This is a genomic window from Enterobacter sp. BWH52 (assembly GCF_001037565.1).
In the GTDB taxonomy this organism is placed as follows: Bacteria; Pseudomonadota; Gammaproteobacteria; order Enterobacterales; family Enterobacteriaceae; genus Enterobacter; species Enterobacter hormaechei_C.
Genome location: NZ_KQ089854.1, coordinates 3,628,295 through 3,651,366 on the forward strand (window position 1 = coordinate 3,628,295; position 23,072 = coordinate 3,651,366).

At 56.2% G+C, this 23,072-nt stretch carries 27 protein-coding genes; 7 read left to right on the top strand and 20 right to left on the bottom strand.

Going from position 1 to position 23,072, the window contains the following annotated elements; all coding sequences use genetic code 11:
* The first annotated feature begins 4 nt into the window (after positions 1-4).
* Complete coding sequence (locus tag SK47_RS17085) at positions 5-1,225, top strand: MDR family MFS transporter (protein ID WP_023314730.1); 1,221 nt, start codon at positions 5-7, stop codon at positions 1,223-1,225.
* A 5-nt stretch (positions 1,226-1,230) separates the two neighbouring features.
* Here the strand turns inward: SK47_RS17085 and SK47_RS17090 are convergent, their stop codons facing one another.
* Complete coding sequence (locus SK47_RS17090; RefSeq protein WP_023314731.1) at positions 1,231-1,575, bottom strand: nitrous oxide-stimulated promoter family protein; 345 nt, start codon at positions 1,573-1,575, stop codon at positions 1,231-1,233.
* A 174-nt stretch (positions 1,576-1,749) separates the two neighbouring features.
* On the opposite strand from SK47_RS17090, the gene SK47_RS17095 reads away from it, so the two are divergent.
* Entirely contained in the window at positions 1,750-2,013 is a 264-nt protein-coding gene (locus SK47_RS17095) for a SymE family type I addiction module toxin (protein ID WP_023314732.1), read from the top strand.
* On the opposite strand, the gene SK47_RS17100 is transcribed toward SK47_RS17095, so the two are convergent.
* Both SK47_RS17100 and SK47_RS17105 read right to left on the bottom strand, forming a co-directional pair.
* On the bottom strand, positions 1,998-2,480 hold the full coding sequence (locus SK47_RS17100; protein ID WP_048244831.1) for a hypothetical protein: 483 nt from the start codon (positions 2,478-2,480) through the stop codon (positions 1,998-2,000). The genes SK47_RS17095 and SK47_RS17100 overlap by 16 nt on opposite strands.
* Positions 2,480-3,304: a winged helix-turn-helix domain-containing protein gene (locus SK47_RS17105; protein ID WP_023323670.1), complete on the bottom strand. Its 825-nt coding sequence runs from the start codon at positions 3,302-3,304 to the stop codon at positions 2,480-2,482. Before SK47_RS17105 ends, SK47_RS17100 begins: the two co-directional genes overlap by 1 nt.
* Positions 3,305-3,808: 504 nt before the next feature.
* Here SK47_RS17105 and mutS point away from each other — a divergent pair.
* Positions 3,809-6,370, top strand: a complete 2,562-nt coding sequence (gene mutS / locus SK47_RS17110; protein WP_023323671.1) for a DNA mismatch repair protein MutS — start codon at positions 3,809-3,811, stop codon at positions 6,368-6,370.
* 90 nt (positions 6,371-6,460) lie between these two features.
* Here mutS and SK47_RS17115 read toward each other — a convergent pair whose 3' ends face one another.
* From SK47_RS17115 to SK47_RS17125, 3 genes are read right to left on the bottom strand one after another with little or no spacing between them, the layout of a single operon-like run.
* Complete coding sequence (locus tag SK47_RS17115; protein WP_003862116.1) at positions 6,461-6,682, bottom strand: non-oxidative hydroxyarylic acid decarboxylases subunit D; 222 nt, start codon at positions 6,680-6,682, stop codon at positions 6,461-6,463.
* Between the two features lie 10 nt (positions 6,683-6,692).
* Entirely contained in the window at positions 6,693-8,120 is a 1,428-nt protein-coding gene (locus SK47_RS17120; protein WP_023314736.1) for a non-oxidative hydroxyarylic acid decarboxylases subunit C, read from the bottom strand.
* Positions 8,110-8,712 (bottom strand): non-oxidative hydroxyarylic acid decarboxylases subunit B, encoded by a 603-nt coding sequence (locus tag SK47_RS17125; protein WP_023323673.1) that lies wholly within the window; start codon positions 8,710-8,712, stop codon positions 8,110-8,112. Before SK47_RS17125 ends, SK47_RS17120 begins: the two co-directional genes overlap by 11 nt.
* A gap of 173 nt (positions 8,713-8,885) precedes the next feature.
* Here SK47_RS17125 and SK47_RS17130 point away from each other — a divergent pair, with 173 nt between their 5' ends.
* Positions 8,886-9,293 (top strand): MarR family winged helix-turn-helix transcriptional regulator, encoded by a 408-nt coding sequence (locus SK47_RS17130; protein WP_022651767.1) that lies wholly within the window; start codon positions 8,886-8,888, stop codon positions 9,291-9,293.
* Here the strand turns inward: SK47_RS17130 and SK47_RS17135 are convergent.
* Positions 9,290-10,177, bottom strand: a complete 888-nt coding sequence (locus tag SK47_RS17135) for a LysR family transcriptional regulator (RefSeq protein ID WP_023323674.1) — start codon at positions 10,175-10,177, stop codon at positions 9,290-9,292. The two genes, SK47_RS17130 and SK47_RS17135, sit on opposite strands and share 4 nt — an antisense overlap.
* Positions 10,178-10,286: 109 nt before the next feature.
* On the opposite strand from SK47_RS17135, the gene SK47_RS17140 reads away from it, so the two are divergent.
* Together SK47_RS17140 and SK47_RS17145 are read left to right on the top strand one after the other, a co-directional pair.
* Positions 10,287-11,489: an MFS transporter gene (locus SK47_RS17140; RefSeq protein ID WP_048244833.1), complete on the top strand. Its 1,203-nt coding sequence runs from the start codon at positions 10,287-10,289 to the stop codon at positions 11,487-11,489.
* Positions 11,486-11,863, top strand: coding sequence for a DUF4440 domain-containing protein (locus SK47_RS17145; protein WP_023314738.1), 378 nt, complete (start codon positions 11,486-11,488; stop codon positions 11,861-11,863). Before SK47_RS17140 ends, SK47_RS17145 begins: the two co-directional genes overlap by 4 nt.
* Before the next feature lie 50 nt (positions 11,864-11,913).
* On the opposite strand, the gene rpoS is transcribed toward SK47_RS17145, so the two are convergent.
* Together rpoS and nlpD are read right to left on the bottom strand one after the other, a co-directional pair.
* A complete protein-coding gene (gene rpoS / locus SK47_RS17150) occupies positions 11,914-12,906 on the bottom strand; it encodes an RNA polymerase sigma factor RpoS (protein ID WP_013098493.1) in 993 nt (330 codons plus the stop codon).
* A 59-nt stretch (positions 12,907-12,965) separates the two neighbouring features.
* The gene (gene nlpD / locus SK47_RS17155; RefSeq protein WP_306173475.1) at positions 12,966-14,039 is read right to left on the bottom strand and encodes a murein hydrolase activator NlpD; all 1,074 of its coding nucleotides are present in this window, start codon (positions 14,037-14,039) and stop codon (positions 12,966-12,968) included.
* Here nlpD and SK47_RS24500 point away from each other — a divergent pair.
* Positions 13,981-14,112, top strand: a complete 132-nt coding sequence (locus SK47_RS24500; RefSeq protein WP_306173474.1) for a peptidase — start codon at positions 13,981-13,983, stop codon at positions 14,110-14,112. The two genes, nlpD and SK47_RS24500, sit on opposite strands and share 59 nt — an antisense overlap.
* Before the next feature lie 94 nt (positions 14,113-14,206).
* Here SK47_RS24500 and SK47_RS17160 read toward each other — a convergent pair whose 3' ends face one another.
* The 11 genes from SK47_RS17160 to cysG all read right to left on the bottom strand — a co-directional run bounded on the left by SK47_RS17160 (position 14,207) and on the right by cysG (position 22,915).
* Positions 14,207-14,833 carry a protein-L-isoaspartate(D-aspartate) O-methyltransferase gene (locus SK47_RS17160; RefSeq protein ID WP_015571709.1) on the bottom strand — a complete coding sequence of 209 codons (627 nt, stop codon included), beginning with the start codon at positions 14,831-14,833 and terminating at the stop codon, positions 14,207-14,209.
* On the bottom strand, positions 14,827-15,588 hold the full coding sequence (gene surE, locus SK47_RS17165) for a 5'/3'-nucleotidase SurE (protein WP_017382816.1): 762 nt from the start codon (positions 15,586-15,588) through the stop codon (positions 14,827-14,829). The genes SK47_RS17160 and surE overlap by 7 nt, the downstream gene beginning before the upstream one ends.
* A complete protein-coding gene (truD, locus tag SK47_RS17170; RefSeq protein ID WP_048209531.1) occupies positions 15,569-16,618 on the bottom strand; it encodes a tRNA pseudouridine(13) synthase TruD in 1,050 nt (349 codons plus the stop codon). The genes surE and truD overlap by 20 nt, the downstream gene beginning before the upstream one ends.
* On the bottom strand, positions 16,615-17,094 hold the full coding sequence (gene ispF / locus SK47_RS17175) for a 2-C-methyl-D-erythritol 2,4-cyclodiphosphate synthase (protein WP_003862097.1): 480 nt from the start codon (positions 17,092-17,094) through the stop codon (positions 16,615-16,617). Before ispF ends, truD begins: the two co-directional genes overlap by 4 nt.
* Positions 17,094-17,804, bottom strand: a complete 711-nt coding sequence (gene ispD / locus SK47_RS17180; protein WP_022651774.1) for a 2-C-methyl-D-erythritol 4-phosphate cytidylyltransferase — start codon at positions 17,802-17,804, stop codon at positions 17,094-17,096. The genes ispF and ispD overlap by 1 nt, the downstream gene beginning before the upstream one ends.
* 19 nt (positions 17,805-17,823) lie before the next feature.
* A complete protein-coding gene (ftsB, locus tag SK47_RS17185) occupies positions 17,824-18,135 on the bottom strand; it encodes a cell division protein FtsB (protein WP_003862095.1) in 312 nt (103 codons plus the stop codon).
* A 79-nt stretch (positions 18,136-18,214) separates the two neighbouring features.
* Positions 18,215-18,541: a DUF3561 family protein gene (locus SK47_RS17190; RefSeq protein ID WP_006811767.1), complete on the bottom strand. Its 327-nt coding sequence runs from the start codon at positions 18,539-18,541 to the stop codon at positions 18,215-18,217.
* Positions 18,542-18,599: 58 nt separating this feature from the next.
* On the bottom strand, positions 18,600-19,205 hold the full coding sequence (gene cysC / locus SK47_RS17195) for an adenylyl-sulfate kinase (RefSeq protein ID WP_022651775.1): 606 nt from the start codon (positions 19,203-19,205) through the stop codon (positions 18,600-18,602).
* Positions 19,205-20,629: a sulfate adenylyltransferase subunit CysN gene (gene cysN / locus SK47_RS17200; RefSeq protein ID WP_045331308.1), complete on the bottom strand. Its 1,425-nt coding sequence runs from the start codon at positions 20,627-20,629 to the stop codon at positions 19,205-19,207. Before cysN ends, cysC begins: the two co-directional genes overlap by 1 nt.
* 9 nt (positions 20,630-20,638) lie before the next feature.
* Positions 20,639-21,547: a sulfate adenylyltransferase subunit CysD gene (gene cysD, locus SK47_RS17205; RefSeq protein ID WP_006811770.1), complete on the bottom strand. Its 909-nt coding sequence runs from the start codon at positions 21,545-21,547 to the stop codon at positions 20,639-20,641.
* Positions 21,548-21,556: 9 nt separating this feature from the next.
* Positions 21,557-22,915 (bottom strand): siroheme synthase CysG, encoded by a 1,359-nt coding sequence (gene cysG / locus SK47_RS17210; protein ID WP_048244835.1) that lies wholly within the window; start codon positions 22,913-22,915, stop codon positions 21,557-21,559.
* Between the last annotated feature and the right edge of the window lie 157 nt (positions 22,916-23,072).

The window sequence follows — 23,072 nt, forward strand, 5'->3', positions numbered from 1 at the left end:
AACGATGCCTCTTCGCACTGCCAACACCCTCTGGCCGCCCGTTCTGCTGGGCAGCCAGTTTGTGTTTAATATCGGCTTTTACGCGGTCGTCCCCTTCCTGGCGATCTTCTTACGTGACGATATGCTGCTCTCCGGCGGGCTGATTGGGCTGGTGCTTGGGCTGCGCACCTTTTCCCAGCAGGGGATGTTTATTGTTGGCGGCGCGCTTTCAGACCGGTTTGGCGCGAAGAGCGTGATCCTCAGCGGCTGCATCGTCCGCGTGGTGGGTTATTTACTGCTGGCCTTTGGGCAATCCCTGTGGCCCGTCATTCTGGGGGCCTGTCTGACGGGCGTTGGCGGCGCGCTGTTCTCACCGTCGATAGAGGCCCTGCTGGCAAAAGCGGGAACGCAAAGTGAGGCAAAGGGTAAACGCAGCCGCGCGGAGTGGTTTGCGCTGTTTGCGGTGTGCGGTGAACTTGGCGCCGTTCTTGGCCCGGTGATGGGGGCCCTGCTGACGGGGCTGGGCTTTCGTCAGGTTGCGCTCGCAGGCGCAGGGATATTTATCGTTGCGCTGGTGGTGCTATTTTTCTGCCTGCCTGCGGCACATCACAGCACGAAGCCGCTGAAAATTCTGCCCTGGTGGACGACGTTCCGTCAGCCGCGTTTCGTCGCCTTTATCATTGCCTACAGTTCATGGCTGTTAAGCTATAACCAGCTCTATCTGGCGCTGCCGGTGGAGATCCAACGCGCCGGCGGGAACGAAAAAGATCTGGGGCCGCTGTTTATGCTGGCCTCGGTGCTGATTATTGTTCTGCAGCTGCCCCTTGCCCGTTTCGCCCGAAACGTCGGCGCGGTCCGGATCTTACCGGTGGGCTTTTTGCTGCTTTCCGCCTCGTTTGCAAGCGTGGCGCTCTTTGCCGCGACGGAGCCGCCGGAGGGCTGGCTGCGCCTGCTGCCCTCTGCAAGCCTTGTCACGCTGCTGACGCTCGGACAAATGCTGCTGGTGCCGTCGGCTAAAGATTTGATCCCGCGCTTTGCCGAGGAGTCAACGCTTGGAGCGCACTATGGCGCACTCTCAACCGCCGGCGGCATCGCGGTGCTGGTGGGGAATTTAGGTTTAGGCAGCCTGCTGGACAAGGCGCTGGTGCCCTCGACGGAGGCCATTTACCCGTGGCTGCTGCTGGCGGTGTTTCCACTGTGCAGCGCGGTCGCGCTGAGCGTGATTTGCCGCCCGCTGCGGCGCTGAAGCGCCTATTTTTTAGGTCGATACTTTTCAGGCAGTTCCGGAACCGGACGGCGATCGTCAATAAGGTGGCGAAGAGTCAGAATCGGATGACGCCATAGCATTCGTGGCCCCGCCCAGCGCATCACCTGCTTCATCTCCTCACGTCTGGCGGGCTGATAGCAGTGCACCGGGCACTGTTTGCAGGCGGGTTTTTCCTCACCAAAGACGCATTTATCCAGGCGCTTATCCGCGTAGGCATTCAGCGCCTGATAATGGCCCTCATCCTTTACCGCCTGCGGACAGTTTTTTTCATACAGGGCGATCATTTTCGCGATCGTCTCTTTTTCGCGCGCAATGCGTTTCCCCGCCATTTTCATCCCCCCTCAATAACACGCATTCAGAATACCATTTTAAAAAAGGGATTTCAGTCGTTGCAATCTGTTTTCTGAAGGTGCCTTCCAGTCTTCGCTCTTTCCTGACGCGTTTTTACTGTTATTTTATACAGGCAGTCTGAACACACGTTGCCAACAGTTACCGGAGGATCTATGCAAGGAATGGCTATCACCAAACCGTATCGTCACTTAAAAGTGGGTTATTTCAGAAAGCGTCATGAAGATCGTAAAACCAAGATCCCAACGCGTTACAGCGTACACGCAGCCCTGAATCTGAAAGGGGACTGGCTCGAAAAAGCAGGCTTTTTAACCCATTCGCAGGTTCGGGTGGAGGTCGGGCCGGGTAAAATAATTATCGAACTCATTAAAGAGCCGGATGATGGACATCCCGGCCATGTCGTTCAGCGAGAGCAGTAAAAAATAGGGCGTTTTCCGACAGAAAATATAAACCCACGGGGCCCCTGCTGCGTAATGGAATAATTCAGGTTTTTCTTCGGATACAGAAAGAAGTCAGGGAGAATTTCATTCATAATCTCATTTGGTGCGGTTTGCTGACCATTAATGTCATGTATATTTACCGATGTAAAATGGAATGAGTCTTTATTTTCTGTCCATACATAGGAGACATCTCTGCGGATAACGCCAGCAAGTTTATCATTTTTATAATAGGCTCCGCTTAGCGCAATGACGCCAGTCTGCTTCTTCATCGTGTACATGAAGTCCATCGTCAGGTTAGCGCGAATATCCTCATGATAGACGACGATTGACGCTGAACAGGCCTCCGTATTTTCACTGTTTTGCTGGTGTAGACGGTATAGCCATGCGGCCAGTGCGCCAGCGAGGAAGAATACCAGAAACAACAGAACGGTTGCCTTTTTGGTCATCAGAGATGTCCTCTAAAATAGAGCGAAATACATCCGGCATTTGCTTTTATTTCAAAGGGTTCTCTGCAAGCAAGAACGGAAAGCGCCGGAGCATGGCTGGATGAGGAAAAATAGACCCACGGATATTTTTTACAATCAAGCCCCGTGTCTAAAATGATTTTTATAAATCGCCTGAAGTTGCCGACGCCACGAATATCATCGTTTTGCGAGGAAAAATGACAGCCGTTCTGTGTAAGAGTAATTGGATAATCCCTGAAAAAATCTTTTTCCGGGTTATCATGTAAAAGGTATTGAAACGCAAAGAAACCGGCACAAAACGCGATTATCATTAAAGCTGTCGAGAAAATATACTGGCGTAATTGACGCTGTTTTTTCCTCCCACCCGGCATTACGGGAATATTTTCGACAGGTTTATCCTTTGTTTCAACCGGAGAGGTTTCCACTCCCGTCGCTGTCGCTTTTTTTCCGTCATCAACACAGTCCGTGTCAACGCGGGTTACCCTGACATTTTTCTCTATCTGGAATCCTTTTCTCGGCACCGTCGCCACCAGCGTATCGTCCGTCTCTCCTGTGGTCCGGAGCCCGCGTCGAATTATAGAGATATTCTGATAAAGCGTATTTGCCGGAACCAGCATGCCGTCCTCGCCCCAGACTTTATCAAAGAAGTATTTCTGCGTAACGACTTCTGGAAATGATTCTAAAAGAAGGTTCAGACAACGGCTGGCAGGGGTTGTCAGAATTACATTTAAGTCAGGACGGGTCAACGAAATCAGCAAATTCCTCTCTGGACAAAATTTAATTTTATCGTTAATTATCCAGAACATATGCCGCTCGCTTACGATAAACAGAATAGTTAACTGCCGGGGTGAAGTGTAATTATACTCTGCGATCAACCCTTGTCAAAGCAGGGGGTTATCACTTTTTCCTTCCGCATTTACCTGTTCCGACAGAACATTAATGCCGCGGATAAGGACCAGATTTACAGTCAATCGCAATATTTAATAGTCGGGCCTCTTTTTAAAGTATATTCACCCGCGGGATGAACGTAATAACGAGTAACGGACGCTAAATGCGATGTATGCGTGGATTAACGCTGTACAGCGCGACAGCACCTTGAGTGCCGGATTAGCTACAAGGATGGAATGAGGTACGCATTTTACAGAAAGAGCCCTTTCCTGCTGTTTTCCTGCCATACAGACTTCGTTATCATGGTCGCCATACATCGATGAATGAAACGCAGGATTCATGAGTTCCAATGAGCGGATATGTAACCAGACAACAAAAAAATACAACTCATTGAAATTTAAGAACATGGACACCAGGATTTTATGAGCACACTTGAGAATTTTGACGCCCACACGCCAATGATGCAGCAGTACCTGAAGCTGAAAGCGCAGCATCCGGAAATCCTGCTCTTTTACCGTATGGGCGATTTTTATGAGCTTTTTTATGACGATGCGAAACGTGCGTCTCAGCTGCTCGACATTTCCCTGACGAAACGTGGCGCGTCGGCAGGCGAGCCCATCCCGATGGCGGGTATCCCGCATCACGCGGTTGAAAACTATCTGGCGAAGCTGGTGAACCAGGGCGAGTCTGTCGCTATCTGCGAACAAATTGGTGACCCGGCCACATCGAAAGGCCCCGTTGAGCGCAAGGTCGTACGCATCGTCACGCCGGGAACCATCAGCGATGAGGCCCTGCTTCAGGAGCGCCAGGATAACCTGCTGGCGGCGATCTGGCAGGATGGTAAAGGGTTTGGCTACGCCACGCTGGATATCAGCTCCGGTCGTTTTCGCCTGAGTGAACCGGCTGACCGTGAAACCATGGCGGCTGAACTACAGCGAACTAATCCGGCAGAACTGCTTTATGCAGAGGATTTCGCCGAGATGGCGCTGATTGAAGGTCGCCGCGGCCTGCGTCGTCGTCCACTGTGGGAGTTCGAAATTGATACCGCGCGCCAGCAGTTAAACCTGCAATTTGGCACGCGCGATTTGATTGGCTTTGGCGTGGAAAACGCCCCGCGCGGGCTGTGTGCCGCAGGCTGCCTGTTGCAGTACGTTAAGGATACGCAACGTACCGCCCTGCCCCATATTCGTTCCATCACCATGGAGCGTCAGCAGGACAGCATCATCATGGATGCCGCCACGCGCCGCAACCTGGAGATCACGCAGAACCTCGCTGGCGGCATGGAAAATACGCTGGCGTCGGTTCTTGACAGCACGGTTACCCCCATGGGCAGCCGTATGCTCAAACGCTGGCTGCATATGCCGATCCGCAATACCGAAACGCTGACTGGCCGCCAGCAAACCATTGCCGCATTGCAGGATCGTTACACCGAATTGCAGCCGGTGCTGCGTCAGGTGGGTGATCTTGAGCGTATCCTGGCGCGCCTGGCCTTGCGCACCGCGCGTCCACGCGATCTCGCCCGTATGCGGCACGCGTTCCAGCAGTTGCCGGAACTGCGCGCTCAGCTGGGAGAGATCGACAGCGCGCCAGTGCAAAAGCTGCGCGAAACCATGGGCGAATTTACCGAGCTTCGCGAACTGCTGGAACGCGCCATCATTGATGCGCCGCCTGTTCTGGTGCGGGATGGCGGGGTTATTGCTCCGGGTTACAACGAAGAGCTGGACGAATGGCGTGCGCTGGCCGATGGCGCGACGGATTATCTGGATAAGCTGGAAATCCGCGAGCGTGAACGTCTGGGGCTCGACACCCTGAAAGTCGGCTACAACGCGGTACACGGTTACTATATCCAGATCAGCCGTGGGCAGAGCCACCTGGCCCCGATTCACTACGTTCGCCGCCAGACGCTGAAAAATGCCGAGCGCTACATTATACCCGAGCTGAAAGAGTACGAAGACAAAGTGCTCACGTCGAAAGGTAAAGCGCTGGCGCTGGAGAAACAGCTGTATGACGAGCTGTTCGACATCCTGATGCCGCACCTGGCTGACCTGCAACTGAGCGCCGCTGCGCTGGCCGAGCTGGATGTCCTGGTAAACCTGGCTGAGCGCGCCGACACGCTGAATTACACCTGTCCGACCTTTACTGACAAACCCGGCATTCGCATTACCGAAGGCCGCCACCCGGTGGTTGAGCAGGTGCTGAACGAGCCGTTTATTGCCAACCCGTTGAACCTGTCACCGCAGCGAAGAATGCTGATCATTACCGGCCCCAACATGGGCGGTAAAAGCACCTATATGCGCCAGACAGCCCTTATCGCGCTGCTCGCCTACATCGGCAGCTACGTTCCGGCGCAGAAGGTTGAGATTGGCCCTATCGACCGTATCTTCACCCGTGTGGGTGCGGCGGACGATCTGGCGAGCGGTCGCTCTACCTTTATGGTCGAGATGACCGAAACCGCCAACATTCTGCATAACGCGACAGAGAACAGTCTGGTGTTGATGGACGAAGTAGGACGCGGTACCTCCACCTATGACGGCCTGTCTCTGGCCTGGGCGTGCGCGGAAAGTCTGGCAAATAAAATCAAAGCGCTGACGCTGTTCGCAACGCACTATTTCGAACTGACACAGCTGCCAGAGAAAATGGAAGGCGTGGCTAACGTCCACCTTGATGCGCTTGAGCACGGCGACACCATCGCCTTTATGCACACGGTGCAGGACGGCGCGGCAAGCAAGAGCTATGGCCTGGCCGTCGCCGCGCTGGCGGGCGTGCCAAAAGAGGTGATTAAGCGCGCGCGTCAGAAATTGCGTGAGCTGGAAAGTTTGTCACCGAATGCGGCGGCGACGCAGATAGATGGTACGCAGATGTCACTGCTGGCGGTGCCGGAAGAGACCTCTCCGGCGGTAGAAGCGCTGGAGAACCTCGACCCGGATTCGCTGACGCCGCGTCAGGCGCTGGAGTGGATTTATCGGTTGAAGAGTCTGGTTTAGTTCTCTGCGGTCTTTTGCCCGGTGGCGGCTTCGCCTTACCCGGCCTACAAAACCCGTAGGACCGGTAAGCGTAGCGCCACCGGGCTTTTTTTACAGCAGCGGCGGGATCGTCGGCACCTGCGGTGCTTCATCGATATCCTTCTGCGTCATGCGGAACGCTTCCGGGTAATGCTCGCGGCTGGTACGGCGCAGCGGTTCGGTATCGCGCCAGGTATACAGACAGTGCTGACACTGATATACCGTCCAGACACCTTTCACCGGTGATGTTGCCATCACTTCAATATGTTCATCGGCACAACGTGGACAAATCATTTTTTCCTCCTTATTGACGTGCCGCCAGCATCGCGGTCAGTTTTTCGGCCCAGGCTTTGGTTTCAGGGAGATCCTGTACCGGCTGGCTGTAGTGACCACGGTTGTCCGGGGCAACCGGGGTGGTGGCATCAATGATCAGCTTGTCAGTGATCCCCGCCGGGCTGGAGCCGGGGTCAAGCTCGAGCACAGACATATTCGGTAGCTGCACCAGATCGCCTGCCGGATTGACCTTTGATGACAGCGCCCACATCACCTGCGGCAGGTTAAACGGATCGACGTCTTCATCCACCATAATCACCATTTTCACGTAACCCAGACCGTGTGGCGTGGTCATGGCGCGGAGGCCGACCGCACGGGCAAAACCGCCGTAACGCTTTTTAGTGGAGATAATCGCCAGCAGACCGTGGGTGTACATGGCGTTTACCGCCTGCACTTCCGGGAATTCCGACTTTAGCTGCTGATAGAGCGGTACGCAGGTGGCGGGCCCCATCAGATAATCAATCTCGGTCCACGGCATGCCGAGGTAAAGGGATTCGAAAATGGGTTTGGTGCGGTAAGAGACTTTATCAATGCGTACAACCGTCATATTGCGTCCGCCGGAGTAGTGTCCGGTAAACTCACCGAATGGCCCTTCAATTTCACGTTTCCGGCCTTCAATCACCCCTTCGAGGATCACTTCCGACCCCCACGGCACATCGAAACCGGTCAGTGGAGCCGTCGCAATCGGATACGGGCTTTCGCGTAGCGCACCGGCCATCTCATACTCGGATTGATCGTATTTCAGCGGCGTGGCGCCCATCAGGGTGATGATCGGATCGTTACCCAGCGTAATGGCAATAGGCAGGTCTTCGCCGCGCTCTTCTGCCTTATGCAGATGCAGCGCGATATCATGCATCGGCACCGGTTGCAGGCCGAGCTTACGCTTGCCCTTCACTTCCATACGGTAGATCCCGACGTTCTGTTTGCCGAAGTGATCGGGGTCGAGCGGATCGCGGGAGACAACGCACGCTTTATCGAGATAAAAGCCTCCGTCACCGTCGTTCAGGCGGAACAGCGGCAGAATGTCGAACAGGTTGATGTCTTCCCCGTCCACCGTGTTCTGCGCCCAGGCCGGATTTGCACGACGCTCTGGCGAGACGGGGAATTTGTCCCAGCGACGAATAAACTCGTCGATCTGTTTTTTCACCGGGGTATTCGCTGGCAGCCCCATCGAAATAGCGTGGTTTTGCCACGAGCCGATAGTGTTCATCACCACACGGGCATCGGTGAAGCCGCGAATATTATCGAACCACAGCGCAGGCGCACCGTCACCGATGCGTCCGGTCGCGTTGGCGGCCGCCGCCAGATCCGGCTCGGCGTTAACCTCTTCCTCAATTTTCAGCAGTTGCCCTTGCTCATCGAGCGCCTGCAGGAAGCTTCTCAAATCATCAAATGCCATCTTTATTCTCCTGTGAAAAATGTTTCGCTGCCTGCAAACCTTCCCAGCGTCGGGCTTTTTTATGCTCCAGACCAAACTGGTCGAGAACACGGGTCACGATATGCTGGGTAATGTCATCGGCGGTTTGCGGGTGGTTGTAGTACGCAGGCATAGGCGGCACCATCGCCACGCCCATACGGGAAAGAGCAAGCATGTTCTCGAGATGGATGGTGCTGAGCGGCGTCTCACGGGGAATCAGCACCAGCTTGCGCCCCTCTTTCAACACTACGTCTGCCGCACGCCCTACCAGCCCTTCGGCGTAGCCCGCGCGGATACCCGCCAGCGTTTTCATGCTGCACGGGATGACGATCATGCCGTCGGTGCGAAATGAGCCGGAGGAGATGGTGGCAGCCTGATCGGCCGGGCTATGGACGACATCCGCCAGTGCAGCAACGTCATGCGCAGTGAAGGGCGTTTCCAGCTCAATCGTGGTTTTTGCCCACTTCGACATCACCAGGTGCGTTTCCACCTCCGGCATTTCCCGCAGCGCCTGTAACAACGCCACGCCTAATGGCGCACCCGTCGCGCCCGTCATTCCCACAATCAATCTCATTCAGCACCTCAATTAATTTGTTCGTATACGAACATATTAATTAAACTACGCCTTGATCCTGCTGCTGACAAGATCGTTCGCATACGATCACACTAATCGCTAAAAAACTCTCGCGTTAAAATTCAGCCCAAGAGCGGCTATCATAGAGGGAGTATTTTTCCGTCGGAGTGTCCATGGAGTTAAGACAAGAAGCTTTCCACCTGCTACGTCAGCTTTTTCAACAGCATACCGCCCAGTGGCAGCACGCATTGCCTGAACTGACCAAGCCACAATATGCGGTGATGCGGTCAATTGCTGAAAATCCTGGTATTGAGCAGGTTGCCCTGACTGAAGTCGCGGTGAGCACCAAAGCGACGCTGGCAGAAATGCTGAGCCGCATGGAAGCACGCGGCCTGGTCAGGCGCGAGCACGATCCGGCAGACAAACGCCGTCGGTTTGTCTTTCTGACTGCCGAAGGAGAGGCCCTGCTTGAGAGCAGTAAACCGATTGGAAATGAGGTGGATGAGGCATTTCTGGGGCGCCTTAACGGCGCGGAACGAGAGCAATTTTCAGCGCTCATTAAAAAGATGATGCAGGGTTAAGTCACCCTGACGCGCATAAAATCAATAAATGTTCGCACTTTCGCGGGCACATGCCGGGCATCGGGATAAACGGCATAGATGCCCTGCTGAGCAAACGTGTACGCCGGTAACAGCGAGACCAGTTCCCCCGCATCCAGTGCGTTACGCACCAGCCACTCCGGCAGCAGCGCCACTCCACATCCCGCGAGGGCAAAAGCCATCAGCGCCTGGGCGCTGTCTGCATACAGGCGCGGCGCTTTCTTGATCTCAAAGGAAACCGGATGCCCATCAACACCTCTTACCTGCCAGCGCAGCGGCGACGTTAAACGCTCGTGAATGATCCAGTCCGCTTCCGCCAGTTGTTCCAGCGAGTCAACCGGATGGTTTGCCAGCCAGCCTGGCGTTGCCACGGGCAGGATGGTGAAGGAGGTCATCAACGCGGCGTGGTAGCGCGAATCTGCAAGCGTGCCGAGCCGGATAGCGACATCGAAGCGCTCGGCGATAAGATCGGCATGCAAAGAGGACGAGACATGCCGCACGCGAAGGTCCGGGTGCAACTGGCTAAATTCAGCCAGCAAAGGCACCACCACCTGCGAGCCATATTCGGGCGTGGTGGTGATCCGCAGTTCTCCCGTCAGCCCGGCGTGGTTGGCGCGAACGTCATCCTGCAATCGCTCTGCATCCCGTAACAGCATCACGCTTCGTTGATGAAAGAGCTTCCCCGCCTCGGTCAGCGTCAGGCGTCGGGTGGTTCGCAGCAACAGGGTGACGCCCAGCTCCTCTTCAAGCTGACGAATATGAAAGCTGACCACCGCTTTTGTCAGCCCCATCGCCTCCGCCGCGGCGGTGAAACTGCCGGTTTCCGCTACGGCGATAAACATTGCCGTACGCTGTAAATTAAGCATCGCTTGCCTGGTTAACTGTCAAAATAATGTTGACAGTATATCGTGCTTTGTCGCGTTTATCCGTAACGTGCGGGCCGATACGATACGCCACCTCACCGGAGGAACTTCCATGACGTATCGCAGCAAAATCGCCGTCGTCTTTCTGCTCGGCTTATTCCTTGATTTGATAAACATGTTTATTGCCAGCGTCGCCTTTCCGGCGATGGCTCGCGCTTTCAATACCACACCTTCCGCGCTTGCCTGGGTAAGTAACGGATACATTGCCGGGCTGACGCTAGTCATCCCTTTCAGCAGTATCCTGACGCGCCGCGTCGGGCCGAAGCGCGTTATCCTGCTCTCACTGCTTCTCTTTAGCGCGGCCTCCGTTGCGGCGGGTCTCTCATCTTCGCTGGAAAGTCTGATTGCCTGGCGAGTCGTGCAGGGCGCCGGAGGGGGTTTACTGATCCCGGTTGGTCAGGCGCTGACCTGGCAACAGTTTAAGCCTCATGAGCGGGCCAGACTCTCCTCGGCGGTGATGCTGGTCGCACTGCTTGCCCCCGCGTGCTCACCGGCTGTGGGCGGTATGCTGGTTCAGACATTCAGCTGGCGCTGGATATTTTTTGCCACCCTGCCCGTCGTCATTGTCACCTTTGCTTTGGCCTGCGCGTGGCTTAAAACAGAACCGTCGCCGATAACCCCCACCAGGACAGTAAACCTGTCTTTGCTGACGGATCCGCTGTTGCGCTTATCCATGCTTATCTATGTGTGCGTACCCGGCATTTTTATCGGCGTGAACGTAACGGGCATGTATTACCTCCAGAGCGAGGCCAATATGACACCCGCCGCAACGGGCATGCTTATGCTGCCATGGTCTGTGGCTTCGTTTTTGGCTATCACCGCGACAGGACGCTATTTCAACCGTATCGGCCCCCGGCCGCTGGTGGTCATCGGTTGCCTTTTGCAGGCGACGGGCATTCTGCTTTTAGTTAACGTCGGCCCGGCAATGCTGCTACCTGCCGTTGCGTTTGCGCTGATGGGCGCGGGGGGAAGCCTTTGCAGCAGTACGGCTCAGAGCAGCGCGTTTTTGACGATGCGACCGGAAAATATGCCTGATGCCAGCGCGCTATGGAATCTGAATCGTCAGTTGAGCTTTTTTGCGGGTGCCCTGCTGCTGGCGCAGGCGCTGAGCTTCATGCAGGCTTATCTCCCGCCGCTGGCCGCCTGGCACGGGATGTTTGTTTTTGCCGCAGTCATCACTCTACTGCCCGTACTGTACGTCTACCGTCTTAACAACACGCAGTTACTTGCGCAACTGCAACAGGAGCAACCATGACCCATTTCGAACAAGAGATCCTCGACATTCACGTCGCCCTTGAAAACTGGTTAGGTGCAGGCGAAGGCGATCGGGACGCCCTGCTCGCCCGTTTCCGTCCGGATTTTCTGATGGTTCCACCGAGTGGCAACCCGTTAGATCATCACGCGCTTGCCCAATTTTTAAATGCGCAGCGGGGAACCCGACCCGGGCTCAGGATCGGTATTGATGCGTTAACAACGCTTCAGACATGGGACAACGGCGCGGTGCTCCATTACCGGGAGACGCAAACCCGGCCAGGCCAGCCCGTCAACGTGCGCTGGTCAACCGCGGTGCTTAATCAGGAAGGGGATAACATCACCTGGCGTTTGCTGCACGAAACGGCGCAGCCGTAAGGCATAAAAAAGGCCCGTCTCACGACGGGCCTTTTCTGACGAATGGTTGCTTACTCGCGGAACAGCGCTTCGATATTCAGACCTTGCCCTTGCAGGATTTCACGCAGGCGGCGTAGGCCTTCAACCTGAATCTGACGAACACGTTCACGGGTCAGGCCAATCTCACGGCCGACATCTTCCAGTGTCGCAGCTTCATACCCCAGTAAACCGAAACGACGTGCCAGCACCTCACGCTGTTTGGCGTTCAGTTCGAACAGCCATTTGACGATGCTCTGTTTCATGTCATCGTCCTGCGTGGTGTCTTCCGGGCCGTTGTCTTTTTCATCGGCCAGGATGTCCAGCAGCGCTTTTTCGGAGTCGCCACCCAGCGGGGTGTCAACCGAGGTAATGCGCTCGTTGAGACGCAGCATACGGCTTACGTCATCAACCGGTTTGTCGAGTTGCTCTGCGATCTCTTCCGCACTTGGCTCGTGGTCCAGTTTATGGGACAACTCGCGCGCGGTACGCAGATAAACATTCAACTCTTTGACGATGTGGATCGGCAGTCGAATCGTACGGGTCTGGTTCATAATAGCCCGTTCGATGGTCTGACGAATCCACCAGGTCGCGTAGGTTGAGAAACGGAACCCGCGTTCCGGGTCAAACTTCTCAACTGCGCGGATGAGACCTAAGTTGCCCTCTTCAATCAGATCCAGCAGAGCCAGACCACGATTGCCGTAACGGCGGGCAATTTTCACGACCAGTCGCAGGTTACTTTCGATCATGCGACGACGCGAGGCAACATCACCACGCAAAGCACGACGTGCGAAATAGACTTCTTCTTCGGCCGTTAGCAGTGGGGAGTAACCAATCTCCCCAAGGTAAAGCTGAGTCGCGTCCAGCACACGCTGTGTGGCACCCTGCGATAACAGCTCTTCTTCAGCCAAATCGTTATCACTGGGTTCCTCTTCTACTAAGGCTTTTTCGTCAAAAGCCTCTGCTCCGTTCTCATCAAATTCCGCGTCTTCATTTAAATCATGAACTTTCAGCGTATTCTGACTCATAAGGTGGCTCCTACCCGTGATCCCTGGACGAGACACCCTGGCTGGCATGCCCCGTCAATTTATCGCTGCGGTAAATATTGCAGCGGGTTTACGGATTTCCCCTTGTAACGAATTTCAAAATGCAAGCGTGTAGAACTGGTTCCGGTGCTACCCATGGTAGCGATTTTTTGCCCCGCCTTAACTTCTTGTTGTTCCCGGACCAGCATTGTGTCGTTATGGGCGTAGGCACTCAGGTAATCATCATTATGTTTGATGATAATAAGATTACCGTAACCGCGCAGTGCGTTACCGGCATAGACAACGCGTCCGTCTGCGGTCGCGATGATTGCCTGTCCTTTACTGCCTGCGATATCGATCCCTTTGTTGCCCCCCTCAGAGGTAGCGAAGTTCTCGATAATCTTGCCGTCAGTTGGCCAACGCCAGGTGGTAATTGACGAGCTGGCATTCTGACTGCTTGCAGTCGGTACAGTAGAGCTAACCACAGGTGCCGTAGTCGGTGCTGTGACAACAGTCGCAGTACCTTTATTATTCGGCAACATTTTGTTAGCACTCTGATCACCTGAATCCTCAGAATACGTAATTACAGGTTGTGAAGCAACCACCGTGGTGGTTTTTTGTGCAGGGGTGACGCTGTTATTTTGCGCAGTTACGTCGGCTGCTGAAACGGTGTTGCCTGGCGTAAGCGGTGTCCCCGTCGCGTTGCCAACCTGAAGCGTTTGCCCGACTTCCAGAGCATACGGGGCCTGGACGTTGTTTCGCTGTGCCAGATCGCGGAAATCGTTCCCGGTGATCCAGGCAATATAGAACAGCGTATCGCCGCGCTTCACGGTATAGGTACTGCCGCCGGTATAGCTACCTTTCGGAATGTTCCCATACTTACGGTTATACACTATGCGGCCATTTTCAGTCTGAACAGGCTGTTCCACTGGCTGTATCTGCGTAGGCTGCGTAACTGGACGCTGAACCGGCTGGATCTGCGGCGTTTGCTGCGCCGTTGAGGTGCCCATTTTAGGCGGAGGGGTGATCAACATTCCGCTGGACGTGTTACCCGAGCCGCTGGTTCCATTAACGGAACTGACGGGCGCAGGCGCGTTATTTGAACTTGTACAGCCTGCCAGCCAGAGCGAAACCAGTGATAATGCCGCAACACGGCTGATGGTGAATTTTGGGCTTCCCGCGCTCATTTATCCCCCAGGAATGTGTTAACTACCAGTGACTTAAAAATAACCGTGATGGCACGAACCTATCGCGCCACACCATACGCTGAATTTGCCTTAATAACCCTGGAAAAATCCGAGTCTCAGGCCAGCTCGCCCTTAACCAGGGGCACAAAGCGTACGGCTTCCACGGTATCGATAATAAACTCGCCGCCGCGTCGACGAACGCGCTTTAAAAGCTGCTGCTCATCGCCGACGGGCAAAACAAGAATGCCGCCCTCGTCCAGCTGCGAGAGAAGTGCAGCGGGGATTTCAGGTGGCGCTGCCGTGACAATGATGGCGTCAAACGGGGCGCGAGCCTGCCAACCCTGCCATCCATCGCCGTGGCGTGTCGATACATTATGTAAATCAAGCTGTTTAAGGCGACGGCGCGCCTGCCACTGCAACCCTTTAATCCGTTCCACGGAACAGACATGGTGCACAAGGTGGGCCAGGATCGCGGTCTGATACCCTGAACCGGTGCCAATTTCCAGCACCCGGGAGTCTGGCGTTAACTCCAGAAGCTCCGTCATACGCGCCACCATGTAGGGCTGCGAAATCGTCTGGCCTTGCCCGATGGGCAGCGCCACGTTTTCCCACGCTTTGTGTTCAAACGCCTCATCTACAAACTTCTCACGGGGAACCTGGGCAAGCGCATCCAGCACCTGCTCGTTGGCAATCCCCTGTGCGCGTAATTGTTCCAGAAGAGTTTGTACACGTTTACTTACCATTGCGCGTTCACTCCGACCCGATCTAACCAGTCCGACACCACATCATGCGCGCTATAAGCGGTTAAATCTACGTGCAACGGCGTTACGGAAACGTAACCCTCATCCACCGCAGCGAAGTCGGTGTCTGGCCCGGCATCGCATTTATCTCCCGGCGGGCCGATCCAGTACAGGGTATTGCCACGCGGATCCTGCTGGGGAATAACCTGATCGGCCGGGTGGCGACTGCCGCAGCGCGTCACGCGGATCCCTTTAATCTCGTCCAGTGGGAGATCCGGCACGTTAATATTAAGGATACGTCCGGTACGCAGTGGCTCGCGGCCAAGCGCACGGAGAATGGAGCAGGTCACCGCGGCGGCAGTGTCATAGTGGGTGTGGCCGTTTAACGAGACCGCCAGCGCCGGGAAACCCAGGTGACGCCCTTCCATCGCCGCGGCCACGGTGCCGGAGTAAATCACATCATCGCCAAGATTTGGCCCGGCATTGATGCCGGAGACCACAACATCCGGCCGAGGGCGCATCAGCGCATTTACGCCCAGAAACACGCAGTCGGTCGGCGTCCCCATCTGGACGGCAATATCGCCATTCTCAAAGGTAAAGGTGCGAAGTGAAGACTCCAGCGTCAATGAGTTAGACGCGCCACTGCGGTTACGATCGGGAGCCACGACCTGCACATCCGCAAATTCGCGGAGGTGTTTCGCCAGCGTCTGAATACCTGGCGCATGGATCCCGTCATCGTTACTCAGCAATATTCGCATAATCACCCGACGTGTTGATAAGTTCCCTGACAACACTGGTGGCAAAGCTACCTGCCGGCAGCCAGAAGCGTAACTCGACGGTTACGTCATCCCACCAGTTCCAGCTCAGCTGTTGCGGGTAGAGGAGCATCGCACGGCGCGCCGCCTCGACCTTTTCCCGCACCAGCAACGATTGTAATTCTGGCGCATCCGCCACCGCTGACTGCTCAGCGGCCAGCGCCTCGCCCTGGGTTCCCCAGTCGCCTGAACCCGGCAAGGCGGCGGTAATCATCAGCGTTTTAGCGTCCACGCGCGACTGGACATCGGCCATCTCATCGGCCGTTGCCACAAACCAGCTTCCGCGTCCCGCTAATTGTAGCGCATCGCCGACAACAACTTGATTCGCGTCCGGTTTTTTCAGCCGTTCGCTCACAATCTGATTAAACAACGCACTGCGGGCCGCCGACAACCAAAAACTGCGTTTATTACGATCGCGCACCGGTGCACCGCTTTGCGCCCAGCGCAGCGCACCCAGCAGGTTGCTGCCACCAATGCCAAAGCGCTGTGCGCCGAAATAGTTTGGCACGCCGCGTTCGTTAATGGCCTTCAGGCGTTTTTCAATGTCTTCGCGTTCGGTCACTTCGCGCAACACCAGAGTAAAGGCATTGCCTTTTAACGCTCCCAGACGCAATTTGCGTTTATGGCGGGCGTACTCCAGTACCTTACAGCCCTCAAGCTCAAATTTGCTTAAATCGGGCATGCCGTTGCCGGGCACGCGGGCGCAAAGCCACTGTTCGGTCACGGCATGTTTATCTTTTTGACCGGCAAAGCTCACTTCGCGGGCGTGAATATTGAGGAATTTTGCCAGCGCGTCCGCCACGAAGCGGGTGTTGCAGCCGTTTTTCAGAATGCGCACCAGGATGTGCTCGCCTTCGCCGTCCGGCTCAAAACCGAGATCTTCCACTACCACGAAATCTTCAGGGTTGGCTTTCAGCAGCCCCTTGCCCTGCGGTTCACCGTGCAGATACGTCAGGTTGTCGAAATCCGTCATTTGGCCGCCTTCACCAGCAGCGCCACGGCTTCACAGGCAATGCCTTCGCCACGACCGGTAAAGCCCAGCTTCTCCGTGGTGGTCGCTTTGACGTTGACGTCGTCCATATGGCAGCCCAGATCTTCAGCGATAAACACACGCATCTGAGGGATGTGCGGCAACATCTTCGGTGCCTGGGCAATGATCGTCACATCAACGTTGCCAAGGGTGTAGCCTTTGGCCTGAATACGACGCCAGGCTTCGCGCAGCAGTTCGCGGCTGTCTGCGCCTTTAAAAGCAGGATCGGTGTCCGGGAACAGTTTGCCAATGTCGCCCAGCGCGGCGGCACCCAGCAGCGCGTCGGTCAGCGCATGCAGCGCCACGTCGCCATCAGAATGCGCCAGCAGACCTTTTTCGTAAGGAATGCGCACGCCGCCAATGATAATTGGGCCAACGCCGCCAAAGGCGTGTACATCAAAACCGTGTCCAATACGCATTATGCCTTCTCCTGAGGGGTCGTACGGGTAAGATAAAATTCCGCGAGCTGTAAGTCTTCCGGGCGCGTCACTTTTATATTATCAGCGCGCCCTTCAACAAGCGTGGGGTGGAAACCGCAATACTCCAGCGCCGAGGCTTCGTCCGTAATGGTCGCACCTTCTTTAAGCGCACGCGTTAAGCAGTCGTGGAGTAATTCGCGGGGAAAAAATTGTGGCGTCAGCGCGTGCCATAGATCGACGCGCTCGACGGTGTGGGCAATCGCCGGTTTACCCGGTTCGGCACGCTTCATGGTGTCACGCACCGGGGCGGCCAGAATGCCGCCCACGTTACTGGTTTCACTCAGAGCCAGCAGACGTGACAGATCGTCGTGATGCAGACAGGGACGCGCGGCATCGTGCACCAGCACCCACTGCGCGTTCCCGGCAGCCTGAATGCCCGCCAGAACGGAGTCAGCCCGCTCTGCGCCGCCGTCAACGACGGTAATCTGAGGGTGATTCGCCAGCGGGAGCTGAGCAAAACGTGCATCGCCGGGGCTGATGGCAATAACAACGCGTTTCACCCGAGAATGCGCCAGCAGCGCCGCCACGGCGTGCTCGAGGATCGTTTTATCGCCAATTGAGAGGTACTGCTTAGGACATTCTGTCTGCATGCGCCGGCCAAAACCTGCGGCCGGCACCACGGCACAGACGTCCGAAAAAGTTGCTGCCATGTCGTAATCCTGGGCCTGATTATCGATTGTTTTGTGCGGAGCCCTGATTGCGTTTAGACGCATCCGGAACCAGGCGATAAAACGTTTCGCCCGGCTTAGTCATACTGAGTTCATTGCGTGCGCGCTCCTCAATCGCCTCCTGGCCGCCATTGAGGTCATCAATTTCAGCAAAAAGTTGATCGTTACGCGCTTTAAGTTTGGCGTTTGTCGCCTGCTGTGCCGCGACGTCATCGCTCACCCGGCTGTAGTCGTGCAGTCCGTTTTTGCCGAACCACAGCGAATATTGCAGCCAGACCAGCAAAGCCAGCAACAGCAGCGTTAGTTTACCCATCCTGCCCCCTGAAAAAACGGCATCATCATCCCATAACTTTCCGCTGGACTCTACTGCGGGGTTTTAATTATGCCGTAAGTTAGCCCATCAGCCATAAAAACAGCAGGCCAAAGATGACCACAACGGTGGCGATAGTGATGAGCGTACTATACAGGAGCTTGCCGTTGAAAAGGGAGTGCAGCGCCACGCCCACAACCACCGCAACGGGCATCAGCGCCAAAAAGAAAGGCCAGGTATAGAGGAAGAAAAAGAGGGTGTTACCACCGTAGATCAAAAACGGGATACCCAGCGCCAGTAGCCACGACACAAAGCCGACTATCGCCCCAGGGAAGGACCAGGTCGTCTCGTCGTCGGTCGTTAACGGTTCCGACCCGGTGGTAATCATGTAGTTTTCACTGTTGCGCATAGCTAATCCTGTGACCGTGACTCATCGCTCGGGAAGACAGCTCCCGAACGATACCGTCTCAGGATCTGATAATATCGTCCCGTCTGAGCAGGTCTAATAATTGGCTTACTAAATTTGTTACCAATTGTTGACCTTCCAGCTGAATCTCAGGGGATTCAGGCGCTTCGTAAACGGAGTCAATGCCGGTGAAGTTTCGCAGCTCTCCCGCGCGGGCTTTTTTGTACAGCCCTTTAGGATCGCGCGCTTCGCAGATTGCCAGCGGGGTATCCACAAACACTTCAATAAAGCGATTCTGCCCCACGCGCTCACGCACCATCTGACGTTCGGCGCGGTGCGGTGAGATAAACGCCGTCAGCACCACCAGCCCGGCATCCGCCATCAGGCTGGCGACTTCCCCCACCCGACGAATGTTCTCTTTACGATCTTCATCGCTGAACCCTAAATCGCTGCACAGGCCGTGACGCACGTTGTCGCCGTCCAGCAGGTAGGTGCTCACCCCCTGCTGATGCAGCGCCTCTTCCAGTGCGCCTGCCACCGTGGATTTACCGGAGCCAGACAGCCCGGTAAACCACAGCACAACCCCACGGTGACCGTGGAGCTGTTCGCGCTGGGCGACGGTGACCGGATGAGGATGCCACACGACGTTCTCATCATGGGCGGCCATCACTTGCCTCCCAGCAGATCGCGTGCGCCCCAGTGCGGGAAGTGCTTACGCACCAGCGCGTTCAGTTCCAGCTCGAAGGCGCTGAACTCAGACGTCACGCTCGCCTGCGCGTCAGGCTCGCGCACCATGCCGGCACCGACGGTAACGTTAGTCAGGCGGTCAATGAAGATGAGCCCGCCCGTAACAGGGTTCTGCTGATACGGATCCAGCACCAGCGGCTCGTCGAAGGTCATATCCACCAGACCGATGCCGTTCAGCGGCAGCTCGCTCACGTCACGGTGGGTCAGGTTGTTGATGTCCACCTGGAACTGAATGCCGTCCACGCGGGCGCGGGTTTTCTTGCCGGCGATTTTAATGTCATAGCTCTGGCCTGCGGTCAGCGGCTGTTCCGCCATCCACACCACGTCCACGGATGCGCCCTGCACCGCCGCCAGCGTTTCCTGCGCGTCGACCAGCAGGTCGCCGCGGCTGATATCAATTTCGTCTTTCAGTACCAGGGTTACCGCTTCACCTGCTCCGGCTTCCTCCAGATCGCCATCAAAGGTGACGATTCGGGCAATGGCCGATTCCACACCGGACGGCAGCACCTTCACGCGCTGGCCCACTTTGACCGAGCCGGACGCAATGGTGCCCGAGAAGCCGCGGAAATCGAGGTTCGGACGGTTCACGTATTGCACCGGGAAGCGCATCGGCTGGGTATCAACCACGCGCTGAATTTCAACGGTTTCCAGCACTTCCAGCAGCGTCGGGCCGCTGTACCACGGCATGTTCCCGCTCTGAGAGGCGACGTTATCCCCTTCCAGCGCCGACAGCGGCACAAAGCGAATATCGAGGTTGCCCGGCAGCTGTTCAGCAAAGGTCAGGTAGCTCTGACGGATCTCGTCGAATCGCGCTTCGCTGTAGTCCACCAGATCCATTTTGTTCACCGCCACCACCAGATGTTTGATCCCCAGCAGCGTAGAGATAAAGCTGTGACGACGAGTCTGATCCAGCACACCTTTACGGGCGTCAATCAGCAGGATCGCCAGATCACAGGTGGACGCGCCGGTCGCCATGTTACGAGTGTACTGCTCGTGCCCCGGGGTGTCGGCGATAATAAATTTGCGCTTTTCGGTAGAGAAGTAGCGATAGGCGACATCAATGGTAATGCCCTGCTCGCGCTCCGCCTGCAAGCCGTCTACCAGCAGCGCCAGGTCGAGTTTTTCGCCCTGGGTGCCGTGGCGTTTACTGTCGTTGTGCAAAGAAGAGAGTTGATCTTCGTAGATCTGGCGCGTGTCGTGCAGCAGACGACCTATCAGGGTGCTTTTCCCGTCATCCACGCTGCCGCAGGTCAGGAAACGCAGCAGACTTTTGTACTGTTGGGCGTGCAGATAAGCTTCTACGCCGCCTTCATCGGCAATTTGTTGGGCAATAGTCGTATTCATGGCGGCTCCTTAGAAATAACCCTGACGTTTCTTCAGCTCCATGGAGCCTGCCTGGTCGCGGTCAATCACGCGGCCCTGTCGCTCACTGGTAGTCGACACCAGCATCTCCTCGATGATCTCCGGCAGCGTCTGCGCACTGGATTCCACCGCGCCGGTCAACGGCCAGCAGCCGAGAGTACGGAAACGGACCATCTGTTTTTTGATCACTTCGCCCGGCTGTAAATCAATGCGATCGTCGTCGATCATCATCAGCATGCCGTCGCGCTCCAGCACCGGGCGCTCGGCCGCCAGATACAGCGGAACGATCTCAATATTTTCCAGATAGATGTACTGCCAGATATCCAGCTCGGTCCAGTTGGAGAGCGGGAAGACGCGAATGCTTTCGCCCTTGTTGATCTGGCCGTTGTAGTTGTGCCACAGCTCCGGACGCTGGTTTTTCGGGTCCCAGCGGTGGAAGCGGTCGCGGAAAGAGTAGATACGCTCTTTGGCGCGGGATTTCTCTTCGTCACGGCGCGCGCCGCCGAAGGCCGCATCAAAACCGTATTTATTCAGCGCCTGCTTCAGCCCTTCGGTTTTCATGATGTCGGTATGCTTGGCGCTGCCGTGCACGAACGGGTTGATGCCCATCGCCACCCCTTCCGGGTTTTTGTGCACCAGCAGCTCGCAGCCGTAGGCTTTGGCGGTACGGTCACGAAACTCGTACATCTCGCGGAATTTCCAGCCGGTATCCACGTGCAGCAGCGGGAACGGCAGCGTACCCGGATAAAACGCTTTACGCGCCAGGTGCAGCATGACGCTGGAATCTTTACCGATGGAGTACATCATCACCGGGTTAGAAAACTCGGCGGCCACTTCGCGGATAATGTGGATACTTTCCGCTTCGAGCTGCCGCAGGTGAGTAAGTCGTTTTTGGTCCATAACCGTTCCTTAAGCCAAATTTATAACAGAAGCGCCAAAGCCTTCTGTGTCGGTTGTGTGTTGGAACCAGGCGAGCGTGCTGTGCAGCTGCACCACTTCTCCCACCACAATCAGGGCGGGCATTGGGGCGTCTTTCGCCAGGGTTGCAAGGTCTTGTAAAGTGCCGATGGCGACATGCTGATCGACGCGTGTCCCGCGGGAGATCACCGCTACCGGCGTTGCCGCATCGCGACCGTGCTGAATAAGCTGTTCGCTGATGTCTGCCGCTTTCATCGTGCCCATATAAATCGCCAGCGTTTGTCGGCTCTGGGCGAGATGCGACCAGTCAAACGGCGTGCTGTCGGCTTTATAGTGCCCGGTCACAAAGGTCACGCTCTGGGCGTAATCGCGATGGGTCAGCGGAATACCGGCGTAGGCCGTGACGGCAGACGCCGCCGTAATGCCGGGAACCACCTGGAACGGGACGCCCGCTTCGGCTGCCGCCTGCAACTCCTCGCCACCACGACCGAAGATAAACGGATCGCCCCCTTTCAGGCGCACCACGGTTTTGCCCGCTTTCGCAGCGGCAATCAGCATTTGATTGGTGTCGTGCTGCGGCACGGAGTGCTCGCCGGCACGTTTGCCGACGCAGATTTGCTCCGCGTCACGGCGGATCAGCTCGCGAATACCGTCGGTGACCAGGTGGTCGTAGAACACGACATCCGCATCCTGAAGAACCTGGAGGCCACGCAGCGTGAGCAGCCCGGCATCGCCCGGCCCGGCGCCCACCAGAATGATCACCCCGCCCGTACTGCCGGGGTTATCCAGTTCGTCTTCGAGGATTTGTTGCGCCGCCGTCTCGTTACCGGCCTGCATCAGGCTGGCAAAGCGGCCGCGAAACACACGCTCCCAGAAGCGACGGCGTTCCGTCACGCTGGTCAGACGCGTTTTCAGATGGTTGCGCCAGTAGCTGGCCTTCTCCGCCATGCGTCCGAGGCTGGTCGGCAGCAGCGCTTCGATTTTTTCTCTCAGCACGCGCGCCAGCACCGGGGCGGTGCCGCCGGAGGAGATCGCCACCAGCAGCGGCGAGCGGTCGACAATCGACGGGAAGATAAATGAACATAACGGCTGGTCGTCTACCACGTTCACCAGGCGGTGACGGGCCTGGGCTGCGTCGGAGATTCGGCTGTTGAGCGCCCGATCTTCGGTTGCCGCAATCACCAGTACCACGCTGTCGATCTGAGACTCTGCAAAATCCGCCTCTGCAACGATCTGCACCTGCGCCCCGGCGCGTTGCAGGAAGGCGATTTTGCGATCGGCAATTTCACCCGTCCCGACAACCAATACCGGTCGGTCTTTTAAGGCAGCAAAAAGGGGGAGATAGTCCACAGGCAACAACTCACTAACAACCACGAATAAAGGGACTATAGGGGGCGGCTTAGATCGAATGAAATTACGAATTGGAATGAGTAGTTACTCAATGGAATAACGCCGTGGAAAAGCAAATATCAAAAAGTGCTTAACACGCGAAATTTCGGGCATTTAA